The 16,849-nt window shown below is 47.2% G+C and carries 13 protein-coding genes; 8 read left to right on the top strand and 5 right to left on the bottom strand.

Annotation, left to right across the window (positions count from 1 at the left end):
• Positions 1-6 precede the first annotated feature (6 nt).
• Positions 7-1,140: an S-(hydroxymethyl)glutathione dehydrogenase/class III alcohol dehydrogenase gene (locus AC55NX_RS03290; protein ID WP_496994437.1), complete on the bottom strand. Its 1,134-nt coding sequence runs from the start codon at positions 1,138-1,140 to the stop codon at positions 7-9.
• A gap of 133 nt (positions 1,141-1,273) precedes the next feature.
• On the opposite strand from AC55NX_RS03290, the gene AC55NX_RS03285 reads away from it, so the two are divergent.
• Positions 1,274-2,161 carry a LysR family transcriptional regulator gene (locus tag AC55NX_RS03285; RefSeq protein ID WP_496994436.1) on the top strand — a complete coding sequence of 296 codons (888 nt, stop codon included), beginning with the start codon at positions 1,274-1,276 and terminating at the stop codon, positions 2,159-2,161.
• 75 nt (positions 2,162-2,236) lie between these two features.
• Positions 2,237-2,767: a tRNA adenosine(34) deaminase TadA gene (tadA, locus tag AC55NX_RS03280; RefSeq protein WP_496994435.1), complete on the top strand. Its 531-nt coding sequence runs from the start codon at positions 2,237-2,239 to the stop codon at positions 2,765-2,767.
• A 233-nt stretch (positions 2,768-3,000) separates the two neighbouring features.
• Here the strand turns inward: tadA and AC55NX_RS03275 are convergent, their stop codons facing one another.
• Both AC55NX_RS03275 and mltF read right to left on the bottom strand, forming a co-directional pair.
• Positions 3,001-3,132: a hypothetical protein gene (locus AC55NX_RS03275; RefSeq protein ID WP_496994434.1), complete on the bottom strand. Its 132-nt coding sequence runs from the start codon at positions 3,130-3,132 to the stop codon at positions 3,001-3,003.
• A gap of 188 nt (positions 3,133-3,320) precedes the next feature.
• Positions 3,321-4,889 (bottom strand): membrane-bound lytic murein transglycosylase MltF, encoded by a 1,569-nt coding sequence (gene mltF, locus AC55NX_RS03270; protein ID WP_496994433.1) that lies wholly within the window; start codon positions 4,887-4,889, stop codon positions 3,321-3,323.
• 297 nt (positions 4,890-5,186) lie between these two features.
• Here mltF and purL point away from each other — a divergent pair, with 297 nt between their 5' ends.
• The 6 genes from purL to AC55NX_RS03240 all read left to right on the top strand — a co-directional run bounded on the left by purL (position 5,187) and on the right by AC55NX_RS03240 (position 16,308).
• Positions 5,187-9,083, top strand: coding sequence for a phosphoribosylformylglycinamidine synthase (purL, locus tag AC55NX_RS03265; protein WP_496994432.1), 3,897 nt, complete (start codon positions 5,187-5,189; stop codon positions 9,081-9,083).
• Positions 9,084-9,402: 319 nt separating this feature from the next.
• Entirely contained in the window at positions 9,403-10,521 is a 1,119-nt protein-coding gene (ald, locus tag AC55NX_RS03260) for an alanine dehydrogenase (protein WP_496994431.1), read from the top strand.
• A gap of 307 nt (positions 10,522-10,828) precedes the next feature.
• On the top strand, positions 10,829-11,008 hold the full coding sequence (locus AC55NX_RS03255; RefSeq protein WP_496994430.1) for a hypothetical protein: 180 nt from the start codon (positions 10,829-10,831) through the stop codon (positions 11,006-11,008).
• Between the two features lie 173 nt (positions 11,009-11,181).
• Entirely contained in the window at positions 11,182-13,389 is a 2,208-nt protein-coding gene (gene katG, locus AC55NX_RS03250) for a catalase/peroxidase HPI (RefSeq protein ID WP_496994429.1), read from the top strand.
• A gap of 496 nt (positions 13,390-13,885) precedes the next feature.
• The gene (locus AC55NX_RS03245) at positions 13,886-15,793 is read left to right on the top strand and encodes a methyl-accepting chemotaxis protein (RefSeq protein ID WP_496994428.1); all 1,908 of its coding nucleotides are present in this window, start codon (positions 13,886-13,888) and stop codon (positions 15,791-15,793) included.
• A 161-nt stretch (positions 15,794-15,954) separates the two neighbouring features.
• Positions 15,955-16,308: a hypothetical protein gene (locus AC55NX_RS03240; protein ID WP_496994427.1), complete on the top strand. Its 354-nt coding sequence runs from the start codon at positions 15,955-15,957 to the stop codon at positions 16,306-16,308.
• Positions 16,309-16,412: 104 nt separating this feature from the next.
• On the opposite strand, the gene AC55NX_RS03235 is transcribed toward AC55NX_RS03240, so the two are convergent.
• Together AC55NX_RS03235 and AC55NX_RS03230 are read right to left on the bottom strand one after the other, a co-directional pair.
• Complete coding sequence (locus AC55NX_RS03235; protein ID WP_311845595.1) at positions 16,413-16,604, bottom strand: DUF4250 domain-containing protein; 192 nt, start codon at positions 16,602-16,604, stop codon at positions 16,413-16,415.
• Entirely contained in the window at positions 16,601-16,810 is a 210-nt protein-coding gene (locus AC55NX_RS03230; RefSeq protein WP_496994426.1) for a YaeP family protein, read from the bottom strand. Before AC55NX_RS03230 ends, AC55NX_RS03235 begins: the two co-directional genes overlap by 4 nt.
• Positions 16,811-16,849: the final 39 nt, after the last annotated feature.

Here is a 16,849-nt window from a genome sequence, read left to right as displayed (position 1 = left end):
ATAAAATTATGGTTTGAAGTGAACCACAGAACGAATACTTTCACCGGAATGCATCAGGTCAAATGCATCGTTAATTGCTTCTAACGACATGGTATGCGTAATAAACTCTTGCAGACCAAATTCACCGGCAAGATATTGTTCAACGATGCCGGGCAGTTGTGAACGGCCTTTCACTCCGCCAAATGCACTACCACGCCATACTCTGCCTGTCACCAGTTGGAATGGACGCGTTGAGATTTCTTGTCCTGCACCGGCGACACCGATAATTACCGATTCTCCCCATCCTTTATGACAGCATTCCAGAGCCTGACGCATGACATTGACATTACCGATACATTCGAAGGAGAAGTCCACGCCGCCGTCAGTCATCTCAACAATCACTTCCTGAATCGGTTTGTCGAATTTTTGCGGATTGATACACTCTGTTGCGCCCAGTTGCTGAGCGAGCTCAAATTTACTTTCGTTAATATCAATCCCGATAATTCGGCTGGCCCCGACCATTTTAGCGCCGATGACAGCGGATAAACCAATCCCGCCCAGGCCGAAAATTGCGACGGTGTCACCTTTTTGAACTTTGGCGGTGTTCATCACCGCCCCCATACCGGTAGTGACACCACATCCGAGCAGGCAAACCTCTTCCAGCGGGGCTGCTTTGTTGACTTTGGCCAGCGAGATTTCCGGTAAGACGGTATACTCGGAGAAGGTTGAGCATCCCATGTAGTGGTAGATTGGCTGACCGTCTTTGTAGAAACGGGTTGTTCCATCAGGCATGAGACCTTTGCCCTGTGTTTCACGAACAGCCTGACACAGGTTTGTTTTGCCTGAAGTACAGAACTTACACTCGCCACACTCTGCGGTATAAAGCGGAATGACGTGGTCACCGACTGCAACGCTGGTTACACCTTCGCCAACCATTTCAACGATACCACCGCCTTCATGACCAAGAATCGACGGGAATATTCCCTCTGGATCTTCACCGGACAGTGTGAATGCATCTGTATGACAGACGCCGGTTGCTACGATGCGTACTAAAACCTCACCGGCTTTCGGGTACATGACATCGACTTCTTCAATGCTGAGTGGCTGATTTGGTCCCCAAGCAACAGCAGCTCTGGACTTGATAAATTTCTGCTCTGACATTTTCTTCCTTTCCTGTCTATAAGGTGATCGGGATCGTGTGATAAACCACAGTGAAACTGAGTATAGTTCTTTTCTTATATTTTATAATCAAGTAAAAAAGAGAATGACTTTTACACTGTGGTAATAATAAATCATGGCGATATGGGACGGTGTCAGCGAATTTGTCGCAGTTGCTGAGACAGAAAGCTTTACCCGGGCGGCACAAAAATTAACCACGTCGGTGGCAAATGTCAGTCGTCGAGTTGCAGCGTTGGAGGAGCGTCTGGCAATTAAGCTGTTGTTGCGTACAACACGGAAGGTGTCATTGACGGAAGCCGGGCAGGTCTATTACCAACAATGTAAACAGTTGGTGGAAGGTCTGGAACATGCCGAGCGTACCGTGACGCAAATGCAGCAGATGCCGATCGGACGGTTGAAAGTGACGGCACCGGTGACCTACGGTGAGCAGAAAATCGCCCCGTTGTTGCATGATTTTTTACAACTGTATCCGAAACTGGAACTGGAGCTGGTGCTGACTAACCGCCAATTGGACTTGATCGAAAACGGTGTTGATCTGGCAATTCGACTCGGGCAATTACATGATTCCAGCTTTGTCGTCAGGAAGTTAAGCCCCAGACGGTTGCATGTGTGTGCAGCACCGGCATATCTGGCGCAGTATGGTGAACCGTACACCTTATCCGAATTATCCAAACATCAGTGTCTGGTCGGTACTTATGATCACTGGCGTTTCAAAGATCATCATCATGCCCGCTCTCTGGGAATCCGCGGACGCATCCGCTGTAACAGTGGCGTGGTGTTGCTTGATGCGGCATTAAAAGGGATGGGGCTCGCTCAGCTACCGGATTACTATGTGGAACCGTATCTCGCGAGCGGCCAGCTGGTAGAAGTATTGACGCGTTATCGGGATGATCGGGAAGGCGTCTGGGCGCTGTATCCGCAAAATCGGCATATCTCACCGAAAGTTCGTTTACTGTCTGACTATCTTTATGAGTCCCTTTCAGAAAAGGGCAAACACAGGTGATATCGGCGTACAACATCTGGCAATAATTCAGGGTATAATGCGGTCAAGGATAAGATACCAAGAGACAGAGTATTCATGCAGGCGCAACATTTTTCTGCTGACGATGAACGGTTTATGCGCCGGGCGATCCAACTGGCACATCAAGCGGAGCTGGAAGGGGAAGTTCCGGTCGGAGCCGTATTGGTCAAAGACGGTCAGATTATTGCGGAGGGCTGGAATCGGTCAATCACCACCCATGATGCGACAGCCCATGCGGAAATTCAGGTCTTGCGCAAAGCCGGGCAAGTGTTGGAAAACTATCGGCTGGTGGACTCGACACTGTATGTCACGCTGGAGCCTTGCCCAATGTGTGCCGGTGCGTTATTGCACAGCCGGGTCAAACGGATTGTTTTTGGTGCATCGGACTTGAAAGCCGGTGCAGCAGGCACCGTGATGAACTTATTTGAGAGTGATGTGGCTTATCATTATGCGCAGATTGAACCTGGGTTACTTGCAACAGAATGTCGTGAACAGCTGCAAGGCTTTTTCCGGCGTCGGCGTCGGGAGATTAAAGATACCAAGCGTCAGCAACGGGAAAATCATCAATCCGATGAGCCGCCAGCCTGATAGTGATATCAGCCTATGGCGCAGATATAGATTGATCAGCGGTACATAAAGCCAAATGTGAAACAACGGAAGTAACAAAATAAAGTAAAAATTACTGGTCGCTGACGAGCCTAAAATGATGGTAGGGTGCCGGGAGAATACTGTCTCCTTCTTTTGATTTTGGGAAGGAGACGTCTGTGGTTACTGGATATTCCCGTTGTGGGATAGTGATTCAGACTGCTGAGTCAGTACGCTCAGGCAGTCTGATGAGTAAAAGCCCGGTGACGAGCAAAAATTTTCTTTTTATTGTTCGCGAGCTTACGTTTGCGGTGAATCGCTGCTGTTGTCCGCCATAAATGCTTGGACTTCAATCTTTTTTTCAGCATGGATTAACCTCCTTTCAAAAATACCAATAAATAGTCAGTACAATCTCTTCTTGAGCGCCTGTCATCAGCTTCAAGAATCAGACAATTGTCTTTTACAGATGTATTATGACCGGAAGATGAACCCGACGAACGTCGGGTATCTCTAATATGTAAGGTTTTCCATTACAAAAATCAAGCATTGAATACCGTTATTGTGTTGCCGCCTCGCTGGTATCCGCGGTTGTGGCTGTATGTTCATCGGGTTCAATATCTTCAACAGCCGGATCCGGTTCTGTGGCTTCATCCGCATCAGGAATCATTGCCTGAATGACCGTGAGATCATCGACACTGGTACTATCGCTATCTGCTGCTGTTTTTGCGTTGATGTGACCGATCATACTTTGGTAATAGCGGCGGATATTTTCGACATAGGCCAGCGCTTCATCACCCCGGGCGTAACCGTAACGGGTTTGACTGAAATAACGACGCTTTCTCAGCAGAGGAAGGCGATCTTTGACTTCTCCCCAAGCATTCGGATCTCCGCCTTGCTGTTTGGTCAGGTGACGCGCATCCATCATGTGTCCGTAACCCATATTGTAAGATGCCAAAGCGAACCAGATTTTTTCATGATCGGGAATTGAATCAGGGACGCGACTGACCATCCGACGCAGATATCTGACACCGCCTCGAATAGACTGTTCCGGATTGAGCCGGTTGGTGATCCCAACGGATTTCGCGGTCGTTAACGTGAGCATCATCATCCCCCGCACTCCGGTCGGTGATTTGGCTCTGGGGTTCCAGTGAGATTCCTGGTAAGACAATGCCGCGATGAGACGCCAGTCAAATTCACTCGCATATTTTTGGAATAGTGGCATCCACTGAGGTAGCCTGCTGTCCAGTGCACGAATAAATGCTCTGGTATCCACATAATCAAACGTACCGATATGGCCGATATATTTTTCTTCAAGCGAAGCTATGGTACCGGCTTGTTTCTGATTGCCGAAAAATTCAATCATCAGTGCATAGAGGCTTTCATCATCCGAACGACGGATAAACCAAGAGATGGGCTGATCATCGGTAATTTCAAATGCCGTGGCTAAATCGGGATAGATGCGTTGTGCCAGAGAGATTTCAACCGAGTCAGCGATGGTAAACATCAACTCTCCCTGAGAGACTTCTTTCAACAAATCATGAACATCTGAATCCGCTTTTATCTGAAACTGAAATTGAGGATATTTCTTCTTGAGTCGCACCAGTGTTTGTTCAAAGTGAGAATCATCGACAACATTTAATACCTTGTCCTGTTCTGGTGTGTTTAACAGCTCTTGCTGTTTTTGAATCAGTTGATGCATGTTACGGGGGTGCCACTGACCCTGACGGTAAACAATTTGCTGACTGACATAGTAATAAGCAGGGCCGGGCCGGAATTTTTGGATGCGTTGGGTATTTTGGATCTGACCTGCGGCAATAATATCGACTTCTCCTCTTTCCAAGGCAGGGAAAAGCGCAGCAACACGATACACGGGTTTCATTTCCAGTTTGACACCGAGGGATTTGGCAAATTCGCGTGCCAGTTCATAATCCATGCCCGATGGTCCTTCCGGCCCGATAAAATAGGAGAGCTGATTGTTCAGGGTGCCGACACGTAACACTCCTCGCTCACGGATCTGGTCGAGTTCGCTTTTCGGTTTGGAGTCGATCTGACAGCCGCTGAGTAGGGTTACCATGAATACAAAAGCGAGGATGCTCTGGGCCTGACGTTGGAATATTCGGGTCATGTACAACTTATCTCTTCTCATCATGATGCTTTTATATCAAAGCACCACCGAATCGCAACTTTTTGATGTATAAAATGGTAAATTATGTCGCTGAGAATGGCATGAAAGCGAGAGATTTCAAAATTCATAAAAAAAATGACGCAAACGGTTGCGTTTGGTGTTACATCACAAAAATAATTCCTTTATAATGCGGCCGCACAACATAGGTAAAATTGGTATGTATTCAAGTTTTTTCAATTTAATTGTTTGAATTTATTCCAATACTATCTTAACCAACAGCAACAGAGACCTAAGCACATGAGAATTTTCCGTGGCTCCCCAGCGCTTTCTGAATTCCGAGTAAACAAACTTCTTGAACGGTGTCGCGAGCTGCGTTTGCCCGTGACCGGTATTTACGCAGAATTTATGCACTTTGCTGATTTGACAGCCGATTTGGATCGTCAAGAAACAGAGAAATTAGAAAAATTGCTGACTTATGGCCCGACAATTGAAGAGCATCAGCCAGAAGGTTTATTGTTGCTGGTTACGCCGCGTCCGGGCACCATTTCTCCGTGGTCATCGAAGTCGAGCGATATTGCACATAACTGCGGTCTCGATAAAGTCAAACGTTTGGAGCGGGGGACGGCCTATTATATTGAGTCCTCAACAACATTGACTGATGCGGAGCACATCGTACTACAAGGTTTACTCCATGATCGCATGATGGAGGTGGTTTTCGCCGATCTGGAGTCGGCTGCTCAGCTATTCCACAGTGCGACACCGGCAGCGGTTACCGCGGTTGATGTGCTTGGCGGCGGACGCAAAGCATTGGAACAGGCCAACCTTACACTGGGTTTGGCACTGGCTGAAGATGAAATCGACTATCTGGTGGAGAGCTTTATCAAACTTGGCCGTAATCCAAATGACATTGAACTGATGATGTTTGCACAGGCAAACTCAGAGCATTGTCGGCACAAGATTTTTAATGCGGACTGGACGATTGACGGGGTTGAACAGGAAAAATCCCTGTTTAAGATGATTAAGAATACCTACGAAACGACGCCGGATTATGTGTTGTCTGCCTACAAAGATAATGCAGCGGTCATGACCGGTTCTAAAGTCGGTCGTTTCTTCCCTGATCCGCAGACGCGTCAGTACAACTACCATACGGAAGATACCCATATCCTGATGAAGGTGGAAACTCATAACCACCCGACTGCTATTTCGCCTTGGCCGGGTGCTTCAACCGGAAGCGGCGGTGAAATTCGTGATGAGGGCGCCACCGGGATTGGCGGCAAACCGAAAGCCGGTTTGGTTGGTTTTACAGTTTCTAACCTGCGTATTCCGCATTTTGAACAGCCATGGGAGACCGATTTCGGTAAACCGGGTCGTATAGTCAATGCGTTGGACATCATGATTGAAGGCCCATTGGGCGGCGCGGCATTTAACAATGAATTTGGTCGTCCGAATCTGTTGGGGTATTTCCGTACCTATGAAGAGAAAGTGACGTCTCACGCCGGTGAAGAAGTTCGTGGTTATCATAAGCCGATCATGATTGCCGGTGGGATGGGGAACATTCGCGCAGACCATATTCAGAAGAAAGAGATTCCGGTCGGTGCGAGCCTGATTGTGCTGGGTGGCCCGGCGATGAACATCGGTTTGGGCGGCGGTGCCGCATCTTCGATGGCTTCCGGCCAGTCGGCTGAGGATCTGGACTTTGCTTCGGTTCAACGGGAAAACCCTGAGATGGAGCGCCGTTGTCAGGAAGTGATTGACCGTTGTTGGCAGTTGGGAGAAAACAACCCGATAGCCTTTATTCATGATGTCGGTGCCGGTGGGATTTCGAATGCGTTGCCGGAGTTGGTCAATGACGGCGAACGCGGCGGTAAATTCCAGTTGCGTGACGTGCCGAATGATGAGCCGGGCATGAGCCCGCTGGAAATCTGGTGTAATGAATCGCAGGAGCGTTATGTTTTGGCGGTTGCGCCTGAGCATATGGAAACCTTTGATGCGATCTGTCGTCGTGAACGTGCTCCTTATGCGGTGGTCGGCACTGCGACGGAAGAACGTCATCTGACACTGGAAGATTCACACTTTAACAACACACCAATCGATATGCCGATGGATATTCTGTTGGGTAAACCACCGAAAATGCATCGCGAAGCCACAACACTGAAGGTTCAGGGCTCTGCTTTAGACCGTAGTGGTATCGAGTTAAATGAGGCGGTTGAACGCGTCCTGCGCTTACCCGCTGTGGCTGAGAAAACCTTCCTGATTACAATTGGCGATCGTTCTGTAACCGGTATGGTGGCCCGCGATCAAATGGTTGGTCCGTGGCAAGTGCCGGTTGCCAACTGTGCGGTCACTACGGCCAGCTTTGATACCTATTGCGGCGAAGCCATGTCGATGGGCGAACGGACACCGGTGGCGTTGCTTGATTTTGCTGCCTCTGCGCGTCTGGCTGTGGCGGAGTCGCTGACCAATATTGCGGCGACCGACATTGGCGACCTGAAACATATTAAATTATCGGCTAACTGGATGTCTCCGGCCGGTCACCCCGGTGAAGATGCCGGCTTGTATGAAGCGGTAAAAGCGGTTGGTGAAGAGTTATGTCCGGCCCTTGGGCTGACCATTCCGGTCGGTAAAGACTCGATGTCGATGAAAACCAAATGGCATGAAGATAATGGTGAGCAGAAAGAAGTGACGTCACCATTATCACTGATTATTACCGCTTTTGCCCGGGTTGAGGATGTACGTAAGACCGTAACACCTCAACTGCGTACAGATTTGGGGACGACCCGACTGATTGCGATTGATCTGGGGAACGGCAAAAATCGCCTTGGTGCAACGGCGCTGGCGCAGGTATACAAGCAGTTAGGTGATCAGCCGGCTGATGTTGATGATGCGATGCAACTGAAAGGCTTTTTTGATGCGATTCAGGTACTCGTTCGTACGAATAAGCTGTTGGCATACCATGATAAAGGCGATGGTGGTCTGTTGGTGACATTGGCTGAAATGGCGTTTGCGGGTCACTGTGGTGTCAATGTTGACATTGCTGGGTTAGGCGATGATGTGCTCTCTGTTCTGTTTAACGAAGAGTTGGGTGCCGTTATTCAGGTGCATGAGCAGGATGTCGATACTGTGCTGGACACACTGGCACAACAAGGTCTGCAAGACTGTACTCACGTGATAGGAACGGTGGAATCTTCTGACCGTTTCGTGGTGACGCAACAGGGGCACGTTGTTTATGAACGTTCCAGAACGGAGCTCCGAACCATTTGGGCAGAGACCACCTATCAGATGCAGGCGTTGCGTGATAACCCGGATTGCGCTCAGCAAGAATTTGCAGCGAAGCAAGATAATGCGGATCCGGGACTGAATGTCCATCTGAGCTACGATATTCATGAAGATGTGGCTGCACCATTTGTGAATACCGGTGTCAGACCGAAAATGGCTGTGCTGCGTGAGCAGGGCGTCAATTCTCATGTTGAGATGGCCGCCGCGTTTGAACGGGCAGGTTTTGATGCGATTGATATCCATATGAGTGATGTGCTGTCCGGTCGGATTACATTCGAACAGTATCAGGGATTAGTCGCTTGTGGTGGCTTCTCTTATGGGGATGTCTTGGGTGCCGGTGAAGGCTGGGCAAAATCAATTCTGTTTAACGCTCAGGCAAGAGAGATGTTTGAAGGGTTCTTTAACCGTCAGGATACTTTTGCCCTTGGGGTTTGTAACGGATGTCAGATGTTGTCGAACCTCAGAGAGTTGATCCCGGGGGCTGATTTATGGCCGCGGTTTGTTCGTAACGAGTCTGAGCGTTTTGAAGCCCGCTTTAGTTTGGTTGAGGTTCAGCCATCTGATTCAGTTTTCTTTAGTGGTATGGCGGGATCCCGGATGCCGATTGCTGTTTCTCACGGTGAAGGCCGGGTCGAAGTGCGTGATAATGCTCATTTGGCTGCAATTGAGCAATCCGGTACGGTTGCCATTCGTTATGTCGACAACTATGGACAAGCGACGCAGCAGTATCCGAATAACCCGAATGGTTCACCGAATGCAATTACCGGGCTGACAACTACGGATGGCCGTGTCACCATCATGATGCCTCACCCGGAGCGTGTTTTCCGCACTGTCGTGAACTCATGGCATCCGGATTCATGGGGTGAAAATGGCGCTTGGATGCGGATGTTCCAGAATGCCCGGAAAAATCTTGGCTAACGGCTGAGTCAGCACATCGCAAATACGAGAGAAATCCCTTGTCAGTCGGCGAGGGATTTTTTTTGCTCATTTCATGTTGTTAATTTGTTTCAGAAGTAAATAGCTTGCTCACTTTTTTTTACATATTTTCTGGCGGCATCTGCTAAAAAAATAATTAAAATTAATATTATTGTCTTAATTGTTTTTAATATTTAATATTTAAATCTAAAATTGAGCTAGATCATTAGTTTTTAATACTTATTTTTATTGATTTATTGGTTTAAATCACTGTATTGTCTGCATACTATAACAACGTTAATTTTTTGCAGAGGATAAGGATATGTTGATCGGTGTACCAAAAGAAATTAAGAACCATGAATACCGCGTTGGGATGACGCCTGCGAGTGTTAAGGAATTAACCCAAAGAGGCCATCACATCTTGGTTGAGACATTAGCCGGTGCCGGGATTGAGTTTTCAGATCAGGATTATATTGATGCAGGAGCAATGATTAGCCCTGATGCCGCGAAGATTTTCGCGGAAAGTGACATGATTGTGAAAGTGAAAGAGCCTCAGGCAAGTGAGCGTGCGATGCTACGGGAAGGACAAATCCTGTTTACCTATCTTCATCTCGCCCCTGATGCGGCTCAGACCCATGATTTAATTCAAAGTAAAGCCGTATGTATTGCCTATGAAACCGTTACTAGTGCGAACCGGACATTACCTCTGCTGGCGCCAATGTCCGAGGTTGCCGGACGGATGTCGATTCAGGCGGCAATGACATCATTAGAAAAATCACACGCAGGTCGTGGCTTATTACTCGGTGGTGTTCCGGGCGTTGAACCGGCCAAAGTAACCGTCATCGGTGCCGGGGTCGTTGGACGCAATGCTGCACAAATGGCCGCTGGTCTGGGGGCTGAAGTGGTGATTATCGATAAAAATATCGATACTCTGCGCGATATTGATGCAATTTATCAAGGGAAAGTCACCACGGTCTATTCCACGGCTGATTCGATTGAGAAGCATGTTTTATCTGCCGATGTTGTAATCGGTTCGGTGCTGCTTCCCGGTGCTGAAGCCCCGAAACTGATTACCGCAGACATGGTGAAAAGAATGAAATCAGGCGCTGTTCTTGTTGATGTCGCGATTGATCAGGGAGGATGTGCCGAAACGTCGAAGGCCACGACCCATCAGGAGCCGACCTATATTGTCGATGATGTGGTACATTATTGTGTCGCAAACATGCCCGGTGGCGTAGCCCGGACATCAACCGTTGCGTTAAACAATGCCACGCTGCCTTATATTATTGCGCTGGCTGAAAAAGGTTATCGCGCGGCATTGCTTGCTGATGAGCATTTCCTGAATGGGTTGAATGTATACCACGGTCAGTTGACAAACCGCTTTGTCGCAGAGAGTCACGGTTTAGATTATATCGAGGCAAAGGTTGCTTTAGCAGGTTAACAGTTGATTGATCGCGGCGATGCTTCTGATTGCTGTCGGTGGGCGGTTGAATCTCAATCGCTCACTTTGTTTCCTCTGCACAATACACCGAGCTGATTTTCAAACCGTTCATTCCATTGCATTATTCTTTTCTATTGCTGTCACATCACCTCAAGCGATAAATGCTTCTCAGGCGTGCTCAATGTTCTATAGCGGATAACAGGATAGATTTCTTCTATAGAATGGATAGGTCGAAACCATTATCACTTTCAGTAGTCTATTCCTATACTGGAATCTGATTGAGCAGATTGCAAAAGAAGGATTCCTTATGTCTGAGCCGTTGCGTGAAAAAATAACCAGTATTGACCATCAGGTTGCAATAGAAACGCTTTATCACTATGAAAGTGAAGCCTGTCAATCCTTCGCATGTCATCAATACTTATTGGTTGAATCACTCGCCAGTGAAACGCCTCAATCATACTCATTCTGGGATATGTTCTTTTTTTAATTTTTCGGTTGAAACATGTTGAATGGAACGTTTCAGGTCATTGAGTGACTGATTGATGAGTTGTTTTTATTCATCACACTGACCCCCATTTTTCATGGGTGCAAAAGTCACTCATTAGAGTATCGAGTTCAATAAATCAAAACGCTAAAACGCTGCGAAGCAGGAGACAGACGATGGAACAGAATAAAATGTCAGGAAAATGCCCCGTCATGCATGGTAGTCATACCCGTGTCGGAGGAAAAGGAACCAAGAATGTCGATTGGTGGCCGAATCAGCTCAATCTCAAAATTCTTCATCAGAATGATGAGAAATCGAACCCGTTAGGTGAAGATTTTGATTATGCTGCTGCCTTCAGTGCACTTGATTTAAGTGTCGTTAAGCAAGATATTGAGGCGGTTCTGAAAGATTCAAAATCATGGTGGCCGGCTGACTATGGTCATTATGGCCCTTTTATGATTCGGATGGCGTGGCATGCTGCAGGTACTTACCGGACGGGTGACGGTCGGGGGGGCGCGTCAACAGGAAACCAACGTTTTGCACCATTAAACAGTTGGCCGGATAACGCGAACCTAGATAAAGCACGGCGCCTTCTCTGGCCGGTGAAACAAAAATATGGCAACAGCCTGTCTTGGGCGGATTTGTTTATTCTGGCGGGTAATGTGGCTCTGGAATCGATGGGATTAAAAACCTTCGGCTTTGGTGGCGGGCGCAAAGATATCTGGGAACCGGAAGAAGATATTTACTGGGGCGCAGAAGATGAATGGCTCGGTAACGACAATCGTTATACCGGAGAGCGGGATTTAGAAAATCCGCTGGCTGCGGTCCAGATGGGACTGATTTATGTTAACCCTGAAGGCCCGAATGGCAAGTCTGATCCACTGGCTTCAGGTCGTGATGTTCGTGAAACATTCGCTCGGATGGCAATGAATGATTATGAAACCGTTGCTTTGACTGCCGGTGGACATACGTTTGGTAAAACCCATGGTGCAGGCGATGCTGCGCTTGTCGGGCCAGAACCGGAAGCGGCACCACTTGAAGAAATGGGATTAGGCTGGAAGAGCGCCTATGGTAGCGGTAAAGGACGCGATACGATTACCAGTGGTCTGGAAGGTGCGTGGACACCAACACCTACTCAGTGGGACAACAGCTATTTTGACGTACTGTTCGGTTATGACTGGAAACTGGTGAAAAGCCCTGCGGGAGCGACACAGTGGGTGCCTGTTGATTTGGCTGAAAAAGATAAAGCACCGGATGCCGAAGACAGTGCGGTAAAAGTCGGAATTATGATGACTGATGCTGATATGGCAATGCGGGAAGACCCGATATACCGGAAGATTTCACAACATTTCCATAAAAATCCGGATGAGTTTGCCGATGCATTTGCCCGGGCTTGGTTTAAGCTGACTCACCGGGATATGGGACCGAAAGTTCGCTATCTTGGCCCTGAAGTGCCTCAGGAAGATCTAATCTGGCAAGACCCATTACCAGCGGTCGATCATGGTTTAGTTGATGCGCATGATGTCTCGGCTTTAAAAGCGGAAATTCTTGCTGCTGATTTGACGGTATCCGAATTGGTTTATACCGCATGGTCTTCCGCTGCAACATTCCGTGGTTCGGATAGTCGTGGTGGCGCCAACGGGGCGCGAATTCGCCTTGCACCGCAGAAAGACTGGGAAGTCAATCAGCCAGAACAACTACAGAAAGTATTGCGTGTGCTGGAAGGAATTCAGCAGAAGTTTAATGCGGCACAGAGCGGCAATAAGAAAATTTCGCTGGCAGATTTGATTGTGCTGGGCGGCTCAGCAGCGATTGAACAGGCAGCTCGTCAAGCCGGTCATGCGATTACGGTTCCGTTTGCTGCGGGACGAACTGATGCAACCGATGAGCAAACTGATGCTGAATCATTTGCGGTGCTTGAACCGGTTGCCGATGGTTTCCGCAACTACCAGAAACGTACTTATACCGTTTCAGCAGAAGAGTTGCTGCTTGATCGTGCTCAGTTGCTGACTTTGACGGCTCCGGAGATGACGGTTTTGATCGGTGGGATGCGGGCACTGAATGCGAACTTTGGTCAGTCTCAGCACGGTGTGCTGACAAAAACTCCGGGCGTTCTGACCAACGATTTCTTTATTCACTTGCTGGATATGGAAACTGAATGGAAACCGACGTCTGAAGCGGCTGATATTTTTGAAGGTCGTGATCGCCAGACAGGGGCTGTGAAGTGGACGGCTTCCCGAGTCGATTTAGTCTTCGGTTCTAACTCTCAGTTACGTGCATTGGCTGAAGTTTATGCAGGTCATGATGCTGGAGAGAAATTCATCTGCGATTTCGTCAAAGCATGGGTGAAAGTGATGCAAGCTGATCGGTTTGATTTAAAATAATCCAATGTCATATGCACCATGTGAAATCCCCTGTCTGTCGGCAGGGGATTTTTTTATTGTGGTAACGTGATTGAGGTATTGGGTCACGCCTTCTGCTTTATGCAAATTAGTGAGAACTCAACTGAACGGGGTTTATTCTATTCACCGTTTTATTTCGGACTTTTAAATATAGAGGGGGATTCTTTTTATAGATTGATTTGCTGTCATGATTGAATGTTTTTTTCTGTATTTTTTTATCAATGCCTACATTTCGCGACTTATCTTGCATTTTTATCAACTCATCGTACCTGAAGCTTATTTTTCATCTTTAACCGTTGAGCAAACAGGATAAGTAAGTTGTTGTATACTCAACAAATTGTGATATTATTTCTCACTTGTGAGACATTTTTACTATTGACTTATCTTTTTTTATCTGATCTGTTTTTTATTTGCAGCCAATCTTTGGGGTCAATAACTTTTACTTTGTGTGTTTGAATCGGCGTTTATGTGGGTGTTTATGAAACAACTTGGATTAAAAAAATTGTTAATTTTGTCCGTCATGTTGCTGGTCGGTATGTCGGTTTCAATTACCAGTTATGTACTTTATTCTCAGGAACAAGAAATCCTGACAGACAATATTTTTCAGTTGAGTGAAAATTATGTCGCATCAAAAGCAGTGGTGATAGAAACTATTTTGCAAGAGAAAATTAATGGCATTCATCAACTGGCTCGGCAGTATCAGCATCAGGAGATCACGAAATCGGAAGATGAGCTGATTAGTTTGACCCAGTCACTGGCGGCTGCCATGAATCTGGATAGTTTTGTGATTGGCCTGGATGATGGCAGAGCATATTGGAGTATGGAAAATCAGGCTTGGCCGAATCATCGACTGAAAGGTGACGCCCGGGAAACACCTTGGTATAAGCAGGGACAGATGTCTGATATTGTGAGTGTGACGCCACCATACCTTGGTTCGTCGAAACAAAAATATTGGGTCAGTATTCTGGAAAGGATAAAAGGTGGTGTGATTACGACCGATATGGAGCTCGATTTTTTAAGTCAAATCGTGAAAGAATCAAACAAAATCCCGGGAGCCGTGGCGCTCATTCTTGATGAGGATAGCCGGATTTTAGCAACAACTTCATCCGCATTGAAACTTGGTGATCGTCTCAGTGATAAAGCGTGGGGGCGTCCGTTAACCTCACATATGGTAGATCATGAGTCTAGCCATCTTGATTATGTGCTTGATGGGACAGACAAGCTGATGTTCTCACACCGGATTCATTTGGGGCAGAAAAACTGGTACTACATGATCGGTCTGGATAAATCGATTGTTTTTGAGCAGTTAACCAAAGCAAGAAACAGTGCGATTATTTTCTCGCTACTGGCTTGTTTCGTGAGCGTCATTATCACTTATTTCCTGATTCAGGTGCTTTATCGTCCTATTTTATCGTTAAAAGAAACCATTCAGGGGCTGGCCAGCGGAGAAGGTGATCTGACCCAGCGGCTGAAAGTCGAAACGAATGACGACTTAGGCCAAATTTCTCAGGGGGTAAATCAGTTTATTGAGAATCTGCAGCACATGATGTTGGAGATTCAGAATTATTGCCACGCACTACAAGCAAATGTTGAACATATGCTCAGTCAGTCGGAAAAAAACAGTTCAATTTTGAAAAAACATGTTTCGGAGACTGAACAGGTTGTGACGGCAATTGAAGAAATGAGCTCGACGGCTGACTCGATGGCGACGGATGCGGCAAATACAGCCAGCCTGGTGGCTCGAACCAATGAAACCAGTATGGAATCTCGTGACACTATTGACCGTTCGAAACATACCGTTTCAGTCCTGATTGATGATGTGGAACACTCTGTTAGCGATGTACATAATATGACGCTCGAAACTCAGAAAATTAACGAAATACTTAGTGTTATCGGTGAAATTGCGGAGCAAACCAATTTACTGGCTTTGAATGCGGCAATTGAAGCAGCTCGTGCCGGAGAACAAGGACGGGGATTTGCGGTCGTCGCTGATGAGGTTCGTAGTCTTGCCAGCCGGACTAAAGATAGTACTACAGAAGTTGAATTAGCGCTGAAGAGCCTCGCAAATGGTAACCATGCGGTGGTGAGTTCGATGGAGCATACGCGAACTCGTTGTCAGGAAACTGCCGAAGGCGCAGGTCAGGCCGCAGACAGTTTGGAAGCTATTTCCCGACATGTGATGGAGATTCATGATCTGAGCTCTCAAATTGCGACAGCGGCTGAAGAGCAAAGCTGTGTGACTCAAGAGCTGAGCCGCAATATGTCAGCAATCAATGATATGGTTGTTGAACTGGAGTCCATCGGTGTGCAGTCGGTGAAAGATATGGGCGATATTGCTGATATCAATAACAATCTGACGACAATTGTCTCACGTTTCAAATTGTAAGATAGCGATTGCCGATACTGAGTGAATGTGCTCGGAATCGATAAAAAACCGAAGCGGATGCTTCGGTTTTTTGATCAAGGTAAAATACTTTCAAGTGCATATTCTTGCACCTGCTGATATGATGCTTAAAAAATTCAACCCCACGTCAGACAAGGCTCTCAATGGATAAAGTGCAATTTTCCGTCGGTCATATTACCTTCTTCTATCAGTTGACGCCTGAGCAGCAAAAACTGGCATCGTTAACCGAAACAACGATGTTGGATCTGAATGAGTGGCCGCAGTTTTCAGAACAATTGACCAATGCAATTCAATCTGCGATTCCGGATGACCTGAAGTTGCCGACGGAGAAGCAACTGAATTATGCTCGTCGCATTGCCACGGATCTCAAGGTTGAACTCCCTGATGGTTATCAGGATAGTGCACTGATTTGTCTGGCCTTTTTTGCTGAACATAAACCCGCCCATGATCGCATGCTGGCAATTTATAAAGGCATTAAAGGGAACTTATTGGGATAAATCAGGTGGCGATGACAGGAAGAGGTGTGAATATTCACTTCCTGTCAATCAGCGGTGGAATCTTGTTACGGATCAGCGTTTATGGCAGTCGTGAACACACTCTGTTAGCGGAATTGGCCAACTTCCGGAAGGAATTCAAATCCAGCGCTCGCAAGACGGTCGATCAGCGCTTGTTTATCGAGATCGTAATAAGACGCGAGCTGATCCAGATCACCGGCAAAATCATCCCGTAACTTGGTATTGACTAAACTGAACAGCAGAATCGGATCCATCGTGGCAAAGTTGGCAAGATTCATGATTTATCCTCAAAGTCTGAGATCAATAAGTTAGCAGCGGCAAATGCGGCTTGCTCACGCGCTTCCTGTGGGAGAGATGCATCGGCGGCAATACTGTTGAGTGCGCGCAGAGCACAACTAATCGCCTGAGGGATGTAAGCCTGATCGCCACTGCCAATATGGGCGTATCGCTCACGGACTAAATCACAGCAATCGTATACTTTCATAATGGGTATCCTTGCAATTGTTTTTGAGTCATGCCAATG

It is taken from the genome of Vibrio rubrogenes (genome assembly GCF_059641415.1).
The sequence above is the reverse complement of the archived record's forward strand: the minus strand, read 5'-3'. Positions and strand labels throughout refer to the sequence as shown.

Coding starts and splice junctions, on each gene's coding strand:
- katG (WP_496994429.1), top strand. CDS start 11,182: ATGGAACAGAATAAAATGTCAGGAAAATGCCCCGTCATGCATGGTAGT.
- AC55NX_RS03230 (WP_496994426.1), bottom strand. CDS start 16,810: ATGAAAGTATACGATTGCTGTGATTTAGTCCGTGAGCGATACGCCCAT.
- AC55NX_RS03275 (WP_496994434.1), bottom strand. CDS start 3,132: ATGCTGAAAAAAAGATTGAAGTCCAAGCATTTATGGCGGACAACAGCA.
- ald (WP_496994431.1), top strand. CDS start 9,403: ATGTTGATCGGTGTACCAAAAGAAATTAAGAACCATGAATACCGCGTT.
- mltF (WP_496994433.1), bottom strand. CDS start 4,889: ATGACCCGAATATTCCAACGTCAGGCCCAGAGCATCCTCGCTTTTGTA.
- tadA (WP_496994435.1), top strand. CDS start 2,237: ATGCAGGCGCAACATTTTTCTGCTGACGATGAACGGTTTATGCGCCGG.
- AC55NX_RS03245 (WP_496994428.1), top strand. CDS start 13,886: ATGAAACAACTTGGATTAAAAAAATTGTTAATTTTGTCCGTCATGTTG.
- purL (WP_496994432.1), top strand. CDS start 5,187: ATGAGAATTTTCCGTGGCTCCCCAGCGCTTTCTGAATTCCGAGTAAAC.
- AC55NX_RS03290 (WP_496994437.1), bottom strand. CDS start 1,140: ATGTCAGAGCAGAAATTTATCAAGTCCAGAGCTGCTGTTGCTTGGGGA.
- AC55NX_RS03235 (WP_311845595.1), bottom strand. CDS start 16,604: ATGAATCTTGCCAACTTTGCCACGATGGATCCGATTCTGCTGTTCAGT.
- AC55NX_RS03285 (WP_496994436.1), top strand. CDS start 1,274: ATGGCGATATGGGACGGTGTCAGCGAATTTGTCGCAGTTGCTGAGACA.
- AC55NX_RS03240 (WP_496994427.1), top strand. CDS start 15,955: ATGGATAAAGTGCAATTTTCCGTCGGTCATATTACCTTCTTCTATCAG.
- AC55NX_RS03255 (WP_496994430.1), top strand. CDS start 10,829: ATGTCTGAGCCGTTGCGTGAAAAAATAACCAGTATTGACCATCAGGTT.